General features: G+C 44.8%; 20 protein-coding genes. 18 read left to right on the top strand and 2 right to left on the bottom strand.

Annotation, left to right across the window (positions count from 1 at the left end):
* Positions 1-120 precede the first annotated feature (120 nt).
* The 5 genes from kefG to ITG09_14755 all read left to right on the top strand — a co-directional run bounded on the left by kefG (position 121) and on the right by ITG09_14755 (position 4,716).
* Positions 121-705 (top strand): glutathione-regulated potassium-efflux system ancillary protein KefG, encoded by a 585-nt coding sequence (gene kefG / locus ITG09_14775; protein UPR51913.1) that lies wholly within the window; start codon positions 121-123, stop codon positions 703-705.
* A complete protein-coding gene (gene kefB, locus ITG09_14770; protein ID UPR51912.1) occupies positions 692-2,488 on the top strand; it encodes a glutathione-regulated potassium-efflux system protein KefB in 1,797 nt (598 codons plus the stop codon). The genes kefG and kefB overlap by 14 nt, the downstream gene beginning before the upstream one ends.
* A gap of 155 nt (positions 2,489-2,643) precedes the next feature.
* Positions 2,644-2,844: a YheV family putative metal-binding protein gene (locus ITG09_14765; protein UPR51911.1), complete on the top strand. Its 201-nt coding sequence runs from the start codon at positions 2,644-2,646 to the stop codon at positions 2,842-2,844.
* A 94-nt stretch (positions 2,845-2,938) separates the two neighbouring features.
* Complete coding sequence (gene slyD, locus ITG09_14760; GenBank protein ID UPR51910.1) at positions 2,939-3,529, top strand: peptidylprolyl isomerase; 591 nt, start codon at positions 2,939-2,941, stop codon at positions 3,527-3,529.
* 221 nt (positions 3,530-3,750) lie between these two features.
* On the top strand, positions 3,751-4,716 hold the full coding sequence (locus tag ITG09_14755) for an isoaspartyl peptidase/L-asparaginase (GenBank protein ID UPR51909.1): 966 nt from the start codon (positions 3,751-3,753) through the stop codon (positions 4,714-4,716).
* A 181-nt stretch (positions 4,717-4,897) separates the two neighbouring features.
* On the opposite strand, the gene ITG09_14750 is transcribed toward ITG09_14755, so the two are convergent.
* The gene (locus tag ITG09_14750; protein ID UPR51908.1) at positions 4,898-5,125 is read right to left on the bottom strand and encodes a SlyX family protein; all 228 of its coding nucleotides are present in this window, start codon (positions 5,123-5,125) and stop codon (positions 4,898-4,900) included.
* A 5-nt stretch (positions 5,126-5,130) separates the two neighbouring features.
* Positions 5,131-6,108, bottom strand: coding sequence for a hypothetical protein (locus tag ITG09_14745; protein ID UPR53653.1), 978 nt, complete (start codon positions 6,106-6,108; stop codon positions 5,131-5,133).
* 131 nt (positions 6,109-6,239) lie between these two features.
* Here ITG09_14745 and fkpA point away from each other — a divergent pair, with 131 nt between their 5' ends.
* From fkpA to rplW, 13 genes are all read left to right on the top strand, one after another.
* Positions 6,240-7,016 (top strand): FKBP-type peptidyl-prolyl cis-trans isomerase, encoded by a 777-nt coding sequence (gene fkpA, locus ITG09_14740; protein UPR51907.1) that lies wholly within the window; start codon positions 6,240-6,242, stop codon positions 7,014-7,016.
* Between the two features lie 205 nt (positions 7,017-7,221).
* Positions 7,222-7,947, top strand: coding sequence for a transcriptional regulator (locus tag ITG09_14735; GenBank protein ID UPR51906.1), 726 nt, complete (start codon positions 7,222-7,224; stop codon positions 7,945-7,947).
* Complete coding sequence (gene tusD, locus ITG09_14730; protein ID UPR51905.1) at positions 7,941-8,330, top strand: sulfurtransferase complex subunit TusD; 390 nt, start codon at positions 7,941-7,943, stop codon at positions 8,328-8,330. The genes ITG09_14735 and tusD overlap by 7 nt, the downstream gene beginning before the upstream one ends.
* Entirely contained in the window at positions 8,327-8,683 is a 357-nt protein-coding gene (tusC, locus tag ITG09_14725; protein UPR51904.1) for a sulfurtransferase complex subunit TusC, read from the top strand. The genes tusD and tusC overlap by 4 nt, the downstream gene beginning before the upstream one ends.
* Positions 8,684-8,691: 8 nt before the next feature.
* On the top strand, positions 8,692-8,967 hold the full coding sequence (dsrH, locus tag ITG09_14720; GenBank protein ID UPR51903.1) for a sulfurtransferase complex subunit TusB: 276 nt from the start codon (positions 8,692-8,694) through the stop codon (positions 8,965-8,967).
* Between the two features lie 182 nt (positions 8,968-9,149).
* The gene (gene rpsL, locus ITG09_14715; GenBank protein UPR51902.1) at positions 9,150-9,524 is read left to right on the top strand and encodes a 30S ribosomal protein S12; all 375 of its coding nucleotides are present in this window, start codon (positions 9,150-9,152) and stop codon (positions 9,522-9,524) included.
* A gap of 106 nt (positions 9,525-9,630) precedes the next feature.
* On the top strand, positions 9,631-10,101 hold the full coding sequence (rpsG, locus tag ITG09_14710) for a 30S ribosomal protein S7 (GenBank protein ID UPR51901.1): 471 nt from the start codon (positions 9,631-9,633) through the stop codon (positions 10,099-10,101).
* Positions 10,102-10,267: 166 nt separating this feature from the next.
* Positions 10,268-12,364 carry an elongation factor G gene (gene fusA / locus ITG09_14705; protein UPR51900.1) on the top strand — a complete coding sequence of 699 codons (2,097 nt, stop codon included), beginning with the start codon at positions 10,268-10,270 and terminating at the stop codon, positions 12,362-12,364.
* Positions 12,365-12,512: 148 nt separating this feature from the next.
* Positions 12,513-13,697 (top strand): elongation factor Tu, encoded by a 1,185-nt coding sequence (gene tuf / locus ITG09_14700; GenBank protein ID UPR51899.1) that lies wholly within the window; start codon positions 12,513-12,515, stop codon positions 13,695-13,697.
* 443 nt (positions 13,698-14,140) lie between these two features.
* Positions 14,141-14,452: a 30S ribosomal protein S10 gene (gene rpsJ / locus ITG09_14695; protein ID UPR51898.1), complete on the top strand. Its 312-nt coding sequence runs from the start codon at positions 14,141-14,143 to the stop codon at positions 14,450-14,452.
* 14 nt (positions 14,453-14,466) lie between these two features.
* Positions 14,467-15,096, top strand: coding sequence for a 50S ribosomal protein L3 (rplC, locus tag ITG09_14690; protein UPR51897.1), 630 nt, complete (start codon positions 14,467-14,469; stop codon positions 15,094-15,096).
* A 16-nt stretch (positions 15,097-15,112) separates the two neighbouring features.
* Complete coding sequence (rplD, locus tag ITG09_14685; protein ID UPR51896.1) at positions 15,113-15,715, top strand: 50S ribosomal protein L4; 603 nt, start codon at positions 15,113-15,115, stop codon at positions 15,713-15,715.
* Entirely contained in the window at positions 15,712-16,014 is a 303-nt protein-coding gene (gene rplW, locus ITG09_14680; protein UPR51895.1) for a 50S ribosomal protein L23, read from the top strand. Before rplD ends, rplW begins: the two co-directional genes overlap by 4 nt.

Genomic DNA, 16,014 nt, shown 5'->3' with positions numbered 1-16,014 from the left:
ACCAGATAAAAGTCGATCACAATGCAATTTGCGTTATGATGCCAATAACATATTAATAACTTTTATTTAAATTCTAGTGGCCTTGCCACCGTTTAGCCCTTAAAGGAATGTTTCAAAGGAATGAGTATTACTCCCTCGATAGACAAACCCGTGCCAAAGGTATTAGTGATCTATGCACACCCAGAGCCGCAAACCTCTATCGCTAACCAGATCATGGTTAAAAAGATAGAGTCGCTTGGGAATGTTAAAATTCACGATCTTTATGCCCTCTATCCTGACTTCTTTATTGATGTGCCTTATGAGCATGAACTGCTTCTGCAGTACGATGTGATTGTGTTCCAACATCCTTTGTTTATGTACTCATGCCCTTCGTTATTGAAGGAATGGTTTGACCGAGTATTAGGCAAGGGCTTTGCGTTTGGTGAGCAGAGTGCACTTAAGGGTAAGCATTGGCGCAATGTTATCACCACGGGTGGTAAAGAAGAGGCGTTTGGTGCCGCAGGCTATAATAAATATCCATTACAAGAGATCTTGCAACCATTCGAGCTCACCGCTTCTTTGTGTCAAATGAATTGGATATCCCCTTTGGTTTTACACTGGGCACGAAATGTCACCGATATGACGCGTTACCAACACGCCGAAGCGTATCGAAACTGGTTGCGAGACCCGCTACAAGATATAGGAGCAGATGATGGCTCTGACTAATGATTTTCTACAAAGTAGCGTTATATTTTTAGCGGCGGCTGTGGTTGCGGTTCCTATCGCGCAGCGAGCAGGCTTAGGTTCAGTATTAGGTTACTTATTAGCGGGTGTCGCTATTGGTCCATGGGGGCTTGGCCTAATTAGTGACGTAGAGGCGATTCTACATTTCTCTGAGTTCGGGGTGGTGCTGCTGCTCTTCCTTATTGGTTTAGAGCTTAATCCCAAAAAACTGTGGCAGATGCGGGCGCCTATTCTCGGCTTAGGTGGTGCGCAAGTGTTGATCACCACTCTGATTATTACCGCCATTGCCTGTCTGTTCGGATTAACTTGGCAAACTAGCCTCGTGATAGGTATGGGGTTAGCCCTATCTTCGACAGCCATCGCCTTGCGCGTTATTGAAGAGCGAGAGCTTGGTGGTAAAGAAGCGGGACAGTCAGGTTTTGCAGTTTTACTTTTTCAAGATATTGCAGTAATCCCTATGTTAGCGGTGTTACCTCTGCTTGCGGGTAATACGGGCGGTAGTTGGGCTGACATGTTGTGGATGCTAGGCGGCGTGATTGGCTTACTTGTTGGTGGTCATTTCTTACTGAGACCACTATTCCGCTATGTAGTCATGAGCGGTGTGCGTGAGTTGTTTACCGTTGCAGCGCTGCTATTGGTGATTGGTATTGCCGTTATCATGCAGCAGATTGGTTTGTCGATGGCGCTGGGTACTTTCTTAGCGGGTGTTCTTCTGGCTGAAAGTGAATACCGACACGAGCTTGAAATTGCGATTGACCCATTCAAAGGGTTATTGCTTGGCCTGTTCTTTATCTCTGTGGGTATGGCAGTGAACTTAGGTTTACTAGCCGAAAGCCCATTCGCGATACTGATTGCAGTTTGTGCGTTGGTCGTGTTGAAAGGTTTGGTACTGTATGCACTTGCCCGTATCTTTGGTACACAGACAAAAGCGCGTAGCCGAATGGCGATGATTCTCAGCCAAGGTGGTGAGTTTGCTTTCGTTATTTTTACCGCAGCAAGTGCGCAGGGCATCTTGAGTGGCGAACAAGTGTCGTTCTTATTGGTCGTGGTGAGCCTGTCTATGGTGACCACGCCATTGATGCTTAAGCTACAAGACCGATTCTTTGCTCGTCAACTTAATCAAATCAGCGAAAGTGCGATGTCTTCAGATGTGGTTGATCGTAGCCCTAGAGTGATCATTGCTGGTTTTGGTCGTTTCGGTCAGATCATTGGTCGCTTGATGTACGCTAATAAGATTCGTATCACCGTCCTTGAAAGTGATGCCAGCCAAATACATATCCTTAGAAAATTCGGCTACAAGGTATTTTATGGTGACTCTACTCACCTAGAGCTATTACGCGCAGCCGGTGCTGATAAAGCAGAAGCGATTGTGTTGTGTACTGACTCCCCTGATGAAATCATGAAAACCGTCGATTTATGTAAGCAGCACTTCCCGCGCTTAAAGATCTTAGCGCGTGCACGAAGCCGTGTTGAAGCGTATCAATTACTTAACCACGGTGTGAGTAACTACTCTCGTGAAACCTTCCTTGGAGCATTGGATTTAGGGCGTCAAACATTGACTGAACTTGGCATGCATCCATATAAAGCGAAGCGAGCCGAAGCACACTTTAGAAAGTTGGATAATGGTATGCTGAAAGAGTTGTTGCCTCAGCATAACGAAGATGCCGAGTTAGCCCAAAGAGCGAAAGAGGCTCGTAAAGAGCTTGAGGAGATCTTTGGACACGAGATGGAAAACGATCACCAATCTCGAAACTATTGGCAGTAGCTTAAAGTGATAACTAGTGCTTGAGCTTAGGAATAGAGCTTGGGCATAGAAGTAATAGATCATAGAACCAATCTAATAATAAACGCGGTCTCTGCTTAACGTCTAATAGAGTGAGTGGGAAGAACCGCGAATCTAGAGTAGTAAAGGATATGAACGTGAAACAGAAAAAACGCTTTATCGCAGGGGCGAACTGCCCAAGTTGCAACACTCAAGACACACTCCGTTGGTGGATTGAAAACAATATCGAGCTGGTGGAATGTGTCGATTGTGACTTCTCAGAACAGCGTAAACCAAAAACTGTAGAGAAATCTGAACACGCGAATCAAGAAATGATCGGTATTTTTAAGCCAGAATGATTGAGTTTCGTTAATTGATCCCCATAATATCCCGGTACAGAATTTTTCCTAAGCTCAACTGTTCGAGCTTAGTCCAAACCTCCTTGGAGCTCTCATGAAAATTGAAAAGAACGTAGTAGTTAGTGTTGCATATCAAGTGAAACTTGAAGATGGCGTAGTAGTTGACCAATCAACTGCAGAAGCTCCACTAGATTACCTTCACGGTCACAACAACCTAATTACAGGTCTTGAAAAAGAGCTTGAAGGCAAAGTAGCTGGCGATAAGTTCTCAGCAACTGTTACTCCAGAAGACGCATACGGCGATCACAACGATGACCTAGTTCAACGTGTTCCTGCTGACGTGTTCCAAGGTGTTGAGCAAATCGAAGTTGGCATGCGTTTCCTAGCGGATACTGACCAAGGTCCAATCCCAGTTGAAGTGACTGAAGTAGACGGCGACGAAGTTGTTGTTGACGGTAACCACATGCTAGCCGGCCAAACTCTAACGTTTGACGTTGAAGTTGTAGCGGTACGTGAAGCGACTGAAGAAGAAGTTCAACACGGTCACGTTCACCAAGAAGGCGGCTGTGGCAGCCACGGTCACGATCATGACCACGAAGGCGGTTGCTGTGGTGGCGAAGGCCACGACCACGGTGAAGAGAAAAAAGACGGCTGCTGCGGCGGCGGTAGCTGTGGTTCTCACTAATACCGAATTAGCGGTTTAGATTAAGAATCTTGAAAGCCTCCTTTGTTGGAGGCTTTTTTCGTATTGGATGTCTAGCTTTTTGACCTCGCTTTTATCTACCAAACTAAGTGTCCGCAAATCTAAGCATTCGTAAAAAGTTTGGTTTTGGCTATCAGACATAGAACCATGGATGTGATATTGATAGGCACAACATTATAAGACGACATCAGTGGAGAGTTTGCATGTCACAACCTTTTTCAATTGCCATTCATGGTGGTGCAGGCACCATCTTACGAGAGCAAATGAGCGATGAATTAAAAACGGGTATTACCGAGGCTTTGGAAAAGTCAGTTTTAGCGGGCTATCAAGTACTGCAATCGGGCGGTGATGCTCTGGATGCGGTGGTGGCATCGGTTAAAGTGATGGAAGACAGCCCACATTTTAATGCTGGTAAAGGTTCGGTTCTGACTCATGATGAATTTGTTGAGATGGATGCTTCTGTTATGCACGGCCGTGAAATGGATGCGGGTGCGATTGCTGGTGTCCGTCATATCAAAAACCCGATTGAACTTGCGCGTGATGTGATGCTGAAAAGCGATCATGTGTTGTTGATTGGTGAAGGTGCTGAGAAGTTCGCCTTTGAGCATGAGTACACCTTCACCGAGCAGGATTACTTCTTTACTGAGCGTCGCTACGACCAGCTTCTATCAATGAAAGAGAAAGGCATCTTTGCTTTGTCGGAAGCAAAATACGACGAGCAGCAAGCCGAGAAATACCCTGACGACAAAAAATACGGAACAGTTGGCGCGGTGGCGTTAGACCAAGCGGGTAACCTAGCAGCTGCGACAAGCACTGGCGGTGTGACTAATAAGAAATATGGTCGTGTCGGTGATTCACCAATCATTGGTGCAGGTACCATTGCCGAGAATGGTAACGTTGCGGTTTCCACTACCGGAATGGGCGAGTTCTTCTTAAGAAAGATGGTTGCCAGTGATGTAGCAGCACGAATGCGTTATCTCAAAGAAGACGTGCATACTGCTTGTGAACACATCATCCAAGGTGAACTGAAAACCATGGGTGGCGAAGGTGGCTTGATAGCGATTGATGGCCAAGGTGATATTCACTTTGGTATGAACAGCTCAGGGATGTATCGCGCGAGTGTTGATACTAACGGTTGTGTGGAAGTGAAAATTTATGCTGATGACTAAGCTTGTATTGGTTTAATTCGCTCTAGTTGAATTAGCGCAGATTAAACAAACAAAAGGGCGACAGATAAGCATCTGTCGCCCTTTTAGTTTTCTATGTCCCGTCCTGAAATGTGTTTACACATCGAGGACGAGAGACTAGCGATATGCGTCACTAGAACCCATTCGTTATTTGGAGCCGCACTTAATAGTGTGGAGGTGGCGTCTCTTCTGATGCGTCAGCGAGGTTTGAGCCATCCATATTTTTCACTTTACCCACCACGAACTTCATTTGATCTTGCATTCTCGTGATCAACATCTGTTGTTGGCTAAGCGCTTCATTGAGTTCTTCAATGGTTTGTTCTTGGAAAGCCAACTGACATTCTAGGTCATTCACGCGGCTTTCTAGTTGTTCAATTCGCTTTTCTGTCATCGTTCTTAATCCACATTCCAAGCTTGGGCGATGCCCGCAGAGGTGCCCGATATCACACGGTTCTTTTCATCAAAGGCTGCATCATACACTACCGCACGGGGAGGGCGAGCATCTTTTAGTGGCTCAGCATCGTGACGAGAAATTCGCTTGCCATCCTGAGTATTCCACACACTCACTTGGCTTGATGGCGTACCTGTCACCAACATACTGCCGTCATCAGAAAAACGCGCACTTGAGAAAATCAGTTGTCGAGACCAACTCTGTAATTGCGCTTGAGGTTCACCCGTTTCTAGATCCCAAATCATGGCTTGGTTGCCGCCATCGGAAGTAAAAGCCAATTCTCCATCCCGTTGTAGTGCAACTCGTACTACTCTTTGTTCATGCTCGAAGGTACGTAACACCAAGCCTGATTCGGTATCCCAAAGGTAAGCTTTGTAGTCGTTACCGCCTGATAATGCGTAGCGCCCATTGGATGAAAGGGACACTGAATTCACTTTTTCTCGGTGAGCGAGGAACTCCAGACGGCGTCCGGTGACTAAGTCCACATAGATGGCTTTGCCATTAGAAAGGCCAAGTAAGACCTTTTCACCATTGCTAGAGATATCGACATCGCGAATCAAGCCATCGGAAATAGACCAAAGCCCCTCAGCTTGAGTCCAAGATAAGTCCCAGACGGCGAAGTTCAACTGACTTGCGGTAATCGCAAAGCGGCCATTGTCCGAGATACGGATACGCGATACTTGGTTTTCAGATTGGTCTTGCGGGCCAAGTTGAGCGAGTTCTTTGTTTTGATCTAAATCCCAGAGCAGTAAGTGTTTTTTCTGAGAGTAGAGTAGAGCGAAGCGTCCATCTCTGCTTAGGGCAAAGCTGGTGGCACCATTGGGTTCAATTTCCCAACGCTGCTCATCATCTTGGAAGAAAAAGCAACCATTTAACAAGGTGATGACAATTGTACATAGCAATGAGTGGAAAAATATTCGCATCACATCTAATAATCCGGTTTGTGTCGAAAGACATATGACTAGTATATTGTTATAACTAACGTATTCACACCAATCTAATCATTAGATTTGTGCACAATAACCAATGGCTTGGCCATTAATTGGAGAATTCAATGAAATCAGTTTTAAAAGTATCACTGCTTGCCGCGACGGTTATGCTAGCAGTTGGTTGTCAGAAAGAAGAACCAAAGGCAGAAGCTCCACAGGTAGAAGAAGTTAAAGTTGAAGCAGTAAACTTTAAAACAGAAGATGACAAAGCGGCTTACGCAATCGGTGTATCTTTCGCTAACTACCTAAGCACAAGCATTGATAAGCCAAGCGAGCTAGGCATTAACCTAGACAAAGATATGGTTCTTCAAGGTATCGAAGACGTATTCGCAGAGAAAACAGCACTGAACGAAGAAGAAACTCGCGCAGCTCTTGAAGCTCTAGACAAGCGTGTTGCTGAAACGATGCAAGTACAAGCGGCAGAGAAGTCTGCAGAAGTGAAGAAAGCTGGTGATGATTTCCGCGCTGAGTTCGCTAAAACTGAAGGCGTTAAGCAAACTGAATCTGGTCTACTTTACCAAGTAATGACTGCGGGTGAAGGTGCTTCTCCAAAAGACACAGATACCGTTCAAGTACACTACAAAGGTACGCTAACAGACGGTACTCAGTTCGACAGCTCTTACGATCGTGGCGAACCAGCAACATTCCCACTAAACCGCGTAATCCCAGGCTGGACTGAAGGCGTACAACTGATGCAAGTTGGTTCTAAGTACAAGTTTGTGATCCCGCCAGAGCTAGCATACGGTGAGCAAGACACACCGACTATCCCAGCTAACTCAACGCTAGTGTTCGAAGTAGAACTACTAAACATCGATAACGCTGAAGCAGCTCCTGCACAGTAATATCGGTTAAAAGCCTCGTACTACAATACGTTGATTGAATAAAAAGCCTAACTTTGAGTTAGGCTTTTTTTATGATTTGAAGATGAGTATTTGATTTTTAAACTTGTTCTAAATCACTAGTTGCAATGTTAGCTAGGTGTGCAATTAAAATTTTCTGATAAACTTACATAAATTTGTTGATTTTTCACACGAAGGTAAGGAATAAGTGACTACTACAGAAACAGTCAATGCAGATGTGTTACTTGAAATGGAATCAGTCCACGTTATGCCATTCAGTGAACACGATAAAATCATTCTAAGATCTTATGAGGCCGTTGTTGACGGTATTGCGAGCCTTATTGGTCCGTTTTGTGAAATCGTTTTACACTCTTTAGAAGACCTCAATACTTCTGCGATTAAAATTGCCAACGGCGAAAATACAGGTCGTCAGGTTGGTTCGCCGATCACCGATCTTGCATTAAAGATGCTGAAAGATATTGAAGGTTCTAAGCGTAACTTCTCACGTTCATACTTTACTCGTGCTAAAGGCGGAGTATTGATGAAGTCGATCACGGTTGCTATCCGCAATGGTGAAGACCGAGTGATTGGCTTGTTGTGTATTAACGTCAACCTAGATGCGCCATTCTCACAAGTACTGCAATCGTTCATGCCTACGCAAGACGCAGACGAAGCTGCATCATCGGTTAACTTTGCTAGTGACGTTGAAGAACTTGTCGACCAAACGGTTGAACGCACCATTGAAGAAATTAACGCTGACAAATCGGTATCGAACAATACTAAGAACCGTCAGATCGTGATGGAGCTGTACGACAAAGGTATTTTCGATATTAAAGACGCGATCAACCGCGTTGCTGAACGACTGAACATCTCTAAGCACACCGTGTACCTATACATCCGCCAACGTAAAACAGAGGATGAAGAGGGTTGCTAAGCTATACACTCCTAGTCAATGGGCCTGTCTACGGCTCACAGTCAGCAAGAAGTGCTTACCAGTTTGCTGTGGCTCTGATTAAACAGGGCTACAAACTTCACAGTGTGTTCTTCTATCAAGATGGCGTCAGTAACGGCTCAGACCTTACCGTACCGGCCAACGATGAATTTGACTTGGCTTCAGCTTGGCAAAGGCTGGCTGATGAACACAATGTTAGCCTTGAAACCTGTGTAGCTGCCGCGTTAAGACGCGGAGTGATTAGCTCTGAAGAAGCAGAGCAACATCAACTCAGTGCCTCTAACCTAGCTCCTGGATTCACTCAGGCCGGATTAGGGAGCTTATCAGAAGCGCTACTAACGCAAGATAGGGTTGTGCAGTTTTGAGAAAGTTAGCCTTTATATTTAACAGTTTCCCTCATACGACCGCTGCGGGTAGAGAAGGGTTAGATGCATTACTTGCTGCGTCCGCATACAGTGAAGACATCGCCGTGTTCTTTGTTGGTGATGGCGTGACACAGCTTCTCAAAGCGCAGCAGCCCGACGAAACATTATCGCGTGACTACATCTCTGCATTCAAACTTATGGACCTGTACGACATCGAACAGGTACATGTGTGTCAGCGTAGCCTGAGTCAGTTTGGTCTTTCAGCAGAAAACCTGCTAATCGATGTGACCATCGTTGAAGCCGACGAGTTAACTCAGAAGTTAGCTCAGTGCCAACAGATACTGACTTTCTAGGGGACGCTATGCTTCATATCGTAAAATCAGTCGACAAATTTAAACTCGCATTAACCTATTCTCAGCCACAGGATCAGTTTCTTTTGGTGGAAGATGCGGTGTATGTTTGCCTTCCAAATCATGAGTTATTTACTCAAATCTGCGCAGTAGAGCAGGTATCAGTCTTAAAACCAGATCTCGATAGCCGAGGTTTACAACTACTTGTCTCAAGTACCATTGATCAAGTTGACTTCGATGGCTTCGTTAAACTGACGGTTTTAAACGACAAATCAGTGACTTGGTAATCGTGTTTTATCAGTTTGGTTAAAATTAGACCATCCTGAGCTCTAGACGGCTAAAAAAGATCTGTATATTTCTTGACACACCTCCCACTGCTGAATAGAATTTTGCGTCCCTAATTACGACTTGTGATTAGGGATAGATTTTTCACAAAGCTTACTTTCAAGTAAATTTCAGGAGCTAGTTAATGGCAACTATTAACCAGTTGGTTCGCAAGCCTCGTGTAAAGCAAGTTGTTAAAAGCAACGTGCCTGCACTAGAAGCGTGCCCACAAAAACGTGGTGTATGTACTCGTGTTTACACTACTACACCTAAAAAACCTAACTCGGCACTACGTAAAGTATGTCGTGTACGTCTAACCAACGGTTTCGAAGTAACTTCGTACATCGGTGGTGAAGGTCACAACCTTCAAGAGCACAGTGTTGTACTAATCCGTGGCGGTCGTGTAAAAGACCTTCCGGGTGTTCGTTACCACACTGTTCGCGGCGCGCTAGACTGTGCTGGCGTTAACGACCGTAAACAAGGTCGTTCTAAGTACGGTGTGAAACGTCCTAAGTCTTAATGCATTTTCTTTTTTAAAAGAAAGCGTTAAGTAAGGCCAAACACTATTTTATTTATTATTCTGAAAAGTTTTGGAAAAAACCTGAAGAAGACAACGGAGAATATCCATGCCACGTCGTCGCGTAATAGGTCAGCGTAAGATCCTTCCAGATCCTAAGTTCAAATCTGAATTGCTGGCAAAATTCGTTAACATCCTTATGGTTGACGGAAAGAAATCTACTGCAGAGAAAATCGTTTACACTGCACTAGATTCAATGGCTGAGAAGTCTGGTAAAGACCACTTAGCTGTATTTGAAGAAGCTCTTGAAAATGTTCGCCCAGCGGTAGAAGTTAAATCTCGCCGTGTAGGTGGTTCAACTTACCAAGTACCTGTAGAAGTTCGTCCGGTTCGCCGTAACGCTCTTGCTATGCGTTGGGTAGTTGAAGCTGCGCGTAAGCGTGGTGAAAAATCTATGGCTCAACGCCTAGCTGCTGAAATGCTAGACGCGTCTGAGAACAAAGGTACTGCGGTTAAGAAACGTGAAGACGTTCACCGCATGGCTGACGCAAACAAAGCGTTCGCACATTACCGTTGGTAATACCTTTTTAGTGCTGCAAGGTTCCTTGCGGCACTTCTTTAGTTCCTATGCTTATGCTAGGAACTATTGCTATTTCTAGGGCAAGCAATTTTTAGCGAAGCATCGCTTTTAATGCATACTCTAGACATAGCAATAGTCCCTAAGTCTCTAATAAGAGGATTCAACCGTGGCTCGTAAAACTCCTATAGAGCAATACCGTAATATCGGTATCGTTGCTCACGTAGATGCAGGTAAAACAACCACAAGTGAACGTATTCTGTTCTATACCGGCCTTTCTCACAAAATCGGCGAAGTTCACGATGGTGCAGCAACCATGGACTGGATGGAGCAAGAGCAAGAGCGCGGTATTACGATCACTTCAGCAGCAACCACTACGTTTTGGCGTGGTATGGAAGCTCAGTTCTCGGACCACCGTATCAACATCATTGACACTCCTGGACACGTTGACTTCACAATCGAAGTAGAACGTTCTCTGCGTGTTCTTGATGGTGCAGTTGTTGTGTTCTGTGGCTCCTCTGGTGTTGAACCTCAGTCAGAGACAGTATGGCGTCAAGCTGATAAGTACCAAGTTCCACGTATGGTTTTCGTTAATAAAATGGACCGTACAGGCGCAGATTTCTTGCGCGTAGTTGAACAGATCAAGGACCGCCTAGGCGCAACTCCTGTTCCAATTCAACTGAACATTGGTGCTGAAGAAAACTTCCAAGGCGTTGTCGATCTTATCAAGATGAAGGCAATTAACTGGAACGAAGCTGACCAAGGCATGACTTTCACGTACGAAGATATTCCTGCAGACATGCAAGAAATGGCTGAAGAATATCGCACAGAACTTGTTGAAGCTGCTGCAGAAGCAAATGAAGAGCTGATGGATAAGTACCTTGAAGAAGGTGAACTAACAGAAGCTGAAATCAAACAAGGTCTTCGTACTCGTACCCTTAATAATGAAATCGTACTTGCTACTTGTGGTAGTGCATTCAAAAACAAAGGTGTACAAGCTGTTCTAGATGCAGTTGTTGATTTCCTTCCTTCTCCAGTCGATGTACCTGCAATTAAAGGTATCGATGAAGACGAGAATGAAGTAGAGCGTCACGCAGACGACAAAGAACCGTTCTCGGCGCTAGCATTTAAGATTGCAACAGACCCATTCGTTGGTACTTTAACTTTCATCCGTGTTTACTCTGGTGTTGTAGAAAGCGGTAAAACTGCTTACAACTCTGTGAAGAAACAACGTGAGCGTTTAGGTCGCATTGTTCAAATGCACTCAAACAAACGTGAAGAAGTAAAAGAAGTACGAGCAGGTGACATCGCAGCCATCATTGGCCTGAAAGATGTGACCACTGGTGAAACGCTATGTGATCAGAACCATAAGATTGTTCTTGAGCGCATGGAATTCCCAGACCCAGTTATTCAGATCGTTGTAGAGCCAAGCTCTCAAGCTGATCAAGATAAAATGACTATCGCTCTAGGTAAACTAGCAGCGGAAGACCCATCGTTCCGCGTTGATATGGATGCGGAAACAGGCCAGACACTGATTTCTGGTATGGGTGAACTACACTTAGATATCATCGTTGACCGTATGAAACGTGAATTTAGCGTGAACTGCAACGTTGGTAACCCGCAAGTGGCTTACCGTGAAACGATTCGTGGTACAGCGAAAGCGGAAGGTAAATTTATCCGTGAACATGGTGGTAAAGGTCAGTACGGTCATGTATGGCTTAAACTAGAACCATCAGAAGCTGGAGAAGGCTTTGTCTTTGTGGATGAAATTGCCAATGGTATCGTACCGAAAGAGTTTATCGCTTCAGTTGCTAAAGGCGTTGAAGAGCAGATGAACAATGGTGTACTTGCTGGCTATCCAGTTTTGGATATCAAAGCTACACTATATGATGGTTCTTACCATGAAACAGATTCAAGTGAGATGGCGTTTACAATCGCTGCCTCTATGGCTTTCAGAGCGGGTGCACTTGAAGCGCAACCTGTTCTGCTTGAGCCTATGATGAAAGTTGAAGTAACTACTCCAGAAGACTGGATGGGTGACGTTGTTGGCGATATTAACCGTCGTCGCGGCATCATCGAAGGTATGGACGAGGGGACAGCTGGCCTGAAGATAATTCGTGCACAAGTTCCGTTGTCTGTCATGTTCGGTTACGCAACTGATTTACGTTCTGCGACACAAGGTCGTGCTTCTTACTCTATGGAGTTTAGTGAGTACGCTGAAGTGCCTAACAATGTTGCAAAAGCAATCATTGCAGAGCGTGGTTAAAACAAAAGGAAGGCATTTTTTTTCATTTTTTGAAAGAACAATGCGTCCAAATATTGCGCTAACGAGAGTTGGCGCATAAAATAGCAATTTCTGGCGCGTCTCGCTCAATAATGAACGTGGCGAATCATAACTAGGAAGGAACACGATTGTGTCTAAAGAAAAATTTGAACGTACGAAACCGCACGTAAACGTTGGTACTATCGGCCACGTTGACCACGGTAAAACAACTCTAACTGCTGCTATCTGTACTACACTTGCAAAAGTGTACGGCGGTGTTGCTAAAGATTTCGCATCTATCGATAACGCTCCAGAAGAGCGCGAGCGCGGTATCACAATCGCAACTTCTCACGTTGAGTACGATACTCCTGAACGTCACTACGCACACGTAGACTGTCCTGGACACGCCGATTATGTTAAAAACATGATCACTGGTGCTGCTCAAATGGACGGCGGTATCCTAGTTGTTGCTGCTACAGATGGCCCTATGCCACAAACTCGTGAGCACATCCTACTTGGTCGTCAAGTTGGTATCCCTTACATCATCGTATTCATGAACAAATGTGACATGGTTGATGACGAAGAGCTACTTGAGCTAGTAGAAATGGAAGTTCGTGAACTTCTTTCTGAGTACGAGTACCCAGGAGACGACCTTCCAGTAATTCAAGGTTCTGCACTTGGCGCTCTAAACGGCGAAAAGCAGTGGGAAGACAAGATCGTTGAGCTTGCAGAAGCACTAGATTCTTACATTCCACTTCCAGAGCGTGCTGTTGATCTACCGTTCCTACTTCCTATTGAAGATGTATTCTCAATCCAAGGTCGTGGTACAGTAGTTACTGGTCGTATCGAGCGCGGTATCCTACGCGTAGGTGACGAAGTAGAAATCGTTGGTATCAAAGAAACGACTCTTACTACTTGTACTGGTGTTGAAATGTTCCGTAAGCTGCTTGACGAAGGTCGTGCAGGTGAGAACGTTGGTGCACTTCTACGTGGTACTAAGCGTGATGACGTTGAACGTGGCCAAGTACTTTCTGCTAAAGGTTCAATCAACCCACACACTAAGTTTGAGTCTGAAGTATACGTACTTTCTAAAGACGAAGGCGGCCGTCACACTCCTTTCTTCAAGGGTTACCGTCCACAGTTCTACTTCCGTACAACTGACGTAACAGGCGACATCACTCTACCAGAAGGCGTAGAAATGGTAATGCCAGGTGACAACGTTCAAATGACTGTTGAGCTAATCGCTCCAATCGCAATGGACGAAGGTCTACGTTTCGCAATCCGCGAAGGTGGCCGTACAGTTGGTGCTGGTGTTGTAGCTAAAATCTTCGCTTAATCGCGAATTGATTTTGCACACTCTTCATTAGAAGAACTGCATTGAAAAAGGGAAGCTTCGGCTTCCCTTTTGTTATTTATGAAGAAAAACTCTTTTCCCACACAATATCTCATATCCTTTAAGCTCCTTTTTCAATATATTCCGATTATTTTTCCAACACCACTTGCATACTAAAGTGTGATCTGTATAATGCATCGCACTGGCTAAGGCCGGTTTGTGAACCAATGAGCACTGAGGAGTAGGTCTTACCTAGTAATGTATACTCAGCTTATGTTCGCGGTTAATAAAAATAGTAAACTTTAAGTTTACTTCAAAAGTTAACTGACAATGCGTCCTGATTTTGGATGCTACGGTTTCACATAAATCAATCGGCATTCTCTCGTTCTTTCGAGCTTGAGTGGCGATATTGTTTGTGTAATTTTTAATAATTGGAGCTCTGTCTCATGCAGAACCAACGTATTCGTATCCGCCTTAAAGCGTTTGATTACAAGCTAATCGATGCTTCAACTGCGGAAATCGTTGAAACAGCAAAACGTACTGGCGCACAGGTTCGTGGTCCTATTCCACTTCCTACTCGTAAAGAGCGTTTCACTGTTCTTACCTCTCCACACGTCAACAAAGATGCACGTGATCAGTACGAAATTCGTACTCACAAGCGTTTGATCGACATCGTTGAGCCAACAGATAAAACTGTTGATGCTCTAATGCGTCTTGATCTTGCAGCTGGCGTTGATGTTCAAATCAGCCTAGGTTAAGGGAGATAAGAATAATGATTGGTCTAGTCGGACGTAAAGTGGGTATGACCCGCGTATTTACTGAAGAAGGCGTTTCTATCCCAGTAACTGTTGTTGAGGTTGAAGCGAACCGTATTTCTCAAGTTAAAACTCTTGAGACAGACGGCTACGCAGCAATCCAAGTAACTACTGGTGCTAAGAAAGCTAACCGTGTAACTAAACCTGAAGCTGGTCACTTCGCGAAAGCGGGTGTAGAAGCAGGTCGCGGTCTTTGGGAATTCCGTTTAGAAAACGGCGAAGAGTTTGAAGTTGGCGCTGAGCTAAACGTAGAACTTTTCAACGAAATTAAAAAAGTAGACGTTACTGGTACATCTAAAGGTAAAGGCTTCCAAGGCGCTATCAAGCGTTGGAATTTCTCTACTCAAGATATGACTCACGGTAACTCTTTGTCTCACCGCGCACCGGGTTCAATTGGCCAATGTCAAACTCCAGGCCGCGTGTTTAAAGGCAAGAAAATGGCAGGTCACATGGGTGCTGAGCGTGTAACGACTCAAAACCTAGAGATCGTACGTGTTGACGCTGAGCGCAATCTACTCCTTATTAAAGGTGCAGTACCAGGCTCAACAGGCGGTAACGTGATCGTAAAACCTGCTGTTAAAGCATAACGTCTAGGAGTAAGTAATGGAATTGATGGTTAAAGGTGCTGATGCACTAACTGTTTCCGAGACTACTTTCGGACGTGACTTTAACGAAGCTCTAGTACACCAAGTAGTTGTTGCATATGCAGCAGGTGCTCGTCAAGGTACTCGTGCTCAAAAGACTCGTTCTGAAGTATCAGGCGGCGGTGCTAAGCCATGGCGCCAAAAAGGTACTGGCCGTGCACGTGCTGGTACAATTCGTAGCCCAATCTGGCGTACAGGTGGTGTTACTTTTGCTGCGAAACCACAAGATCACAGCCAAAAAGTAAACAAAAAAATGTACCGCGGTGCTATGAAGAGCATTCTGTCTGAGTTGATTCGTCAAGAGCGTCTAATCGTTGTTGATAACTTCTCTGTAGAAGCACCAAAAACAAAAGAACTTGTAGCTAAGCTTAAAGAGCTTGAGCTAAATGACGTTCTGATTGTGACTGGCGAAGTAGATGAAAATCTATTCTTAGCTGCTCGTAACCTATACAAAGTAGATGCACGTGATGTTGCTGGTGTTGATCCAGTATCACTAATCGCTTTCGACAAGGTTCTGATGACTGCTGACGCAGTTAAGCAAGTTGAGGAGATGCTAGCATGATCACTGAAGAGCGTATCTTAAAAGTTCTACGTGCTCCGCACATCTCTGAAAAAGCAACTATGGCAGCTGAGAAAGCGAACACTATCGTTTTCAAAGTAGCTAAAGATGCAACTAAGAAAGAGATCAAAGCAGCTGTAGAAAAGCTATTTGAAGTTGAAGTTAAGTCTGTAAATACTCTTGTATTAAAGGGTAAGACCAAACGTCAAGGTATGCGTGAAGGCCGTCGTTCAGACGTTAAGAAAGCCTACGTTACTTTGAAAGAAGGTCAAGATCTTGACTTCGTTGGCGGCGCGGAATAA

The sequence above is a fragment of the Vibrio cyclitrophicus genome, assembly GCA_023206055.1.
Lineage (GTDB): Bacteria > Pseudomonadota > Gammaproteobacteria > Enterobacterales > Vibrionaceae > Vibrio > Vibrio cyclitrophicus_A.
Note: the sequence above shows the minus strand (reverse complement) of the source record. Positions and strands in the feature narration are given on the sequence as shown.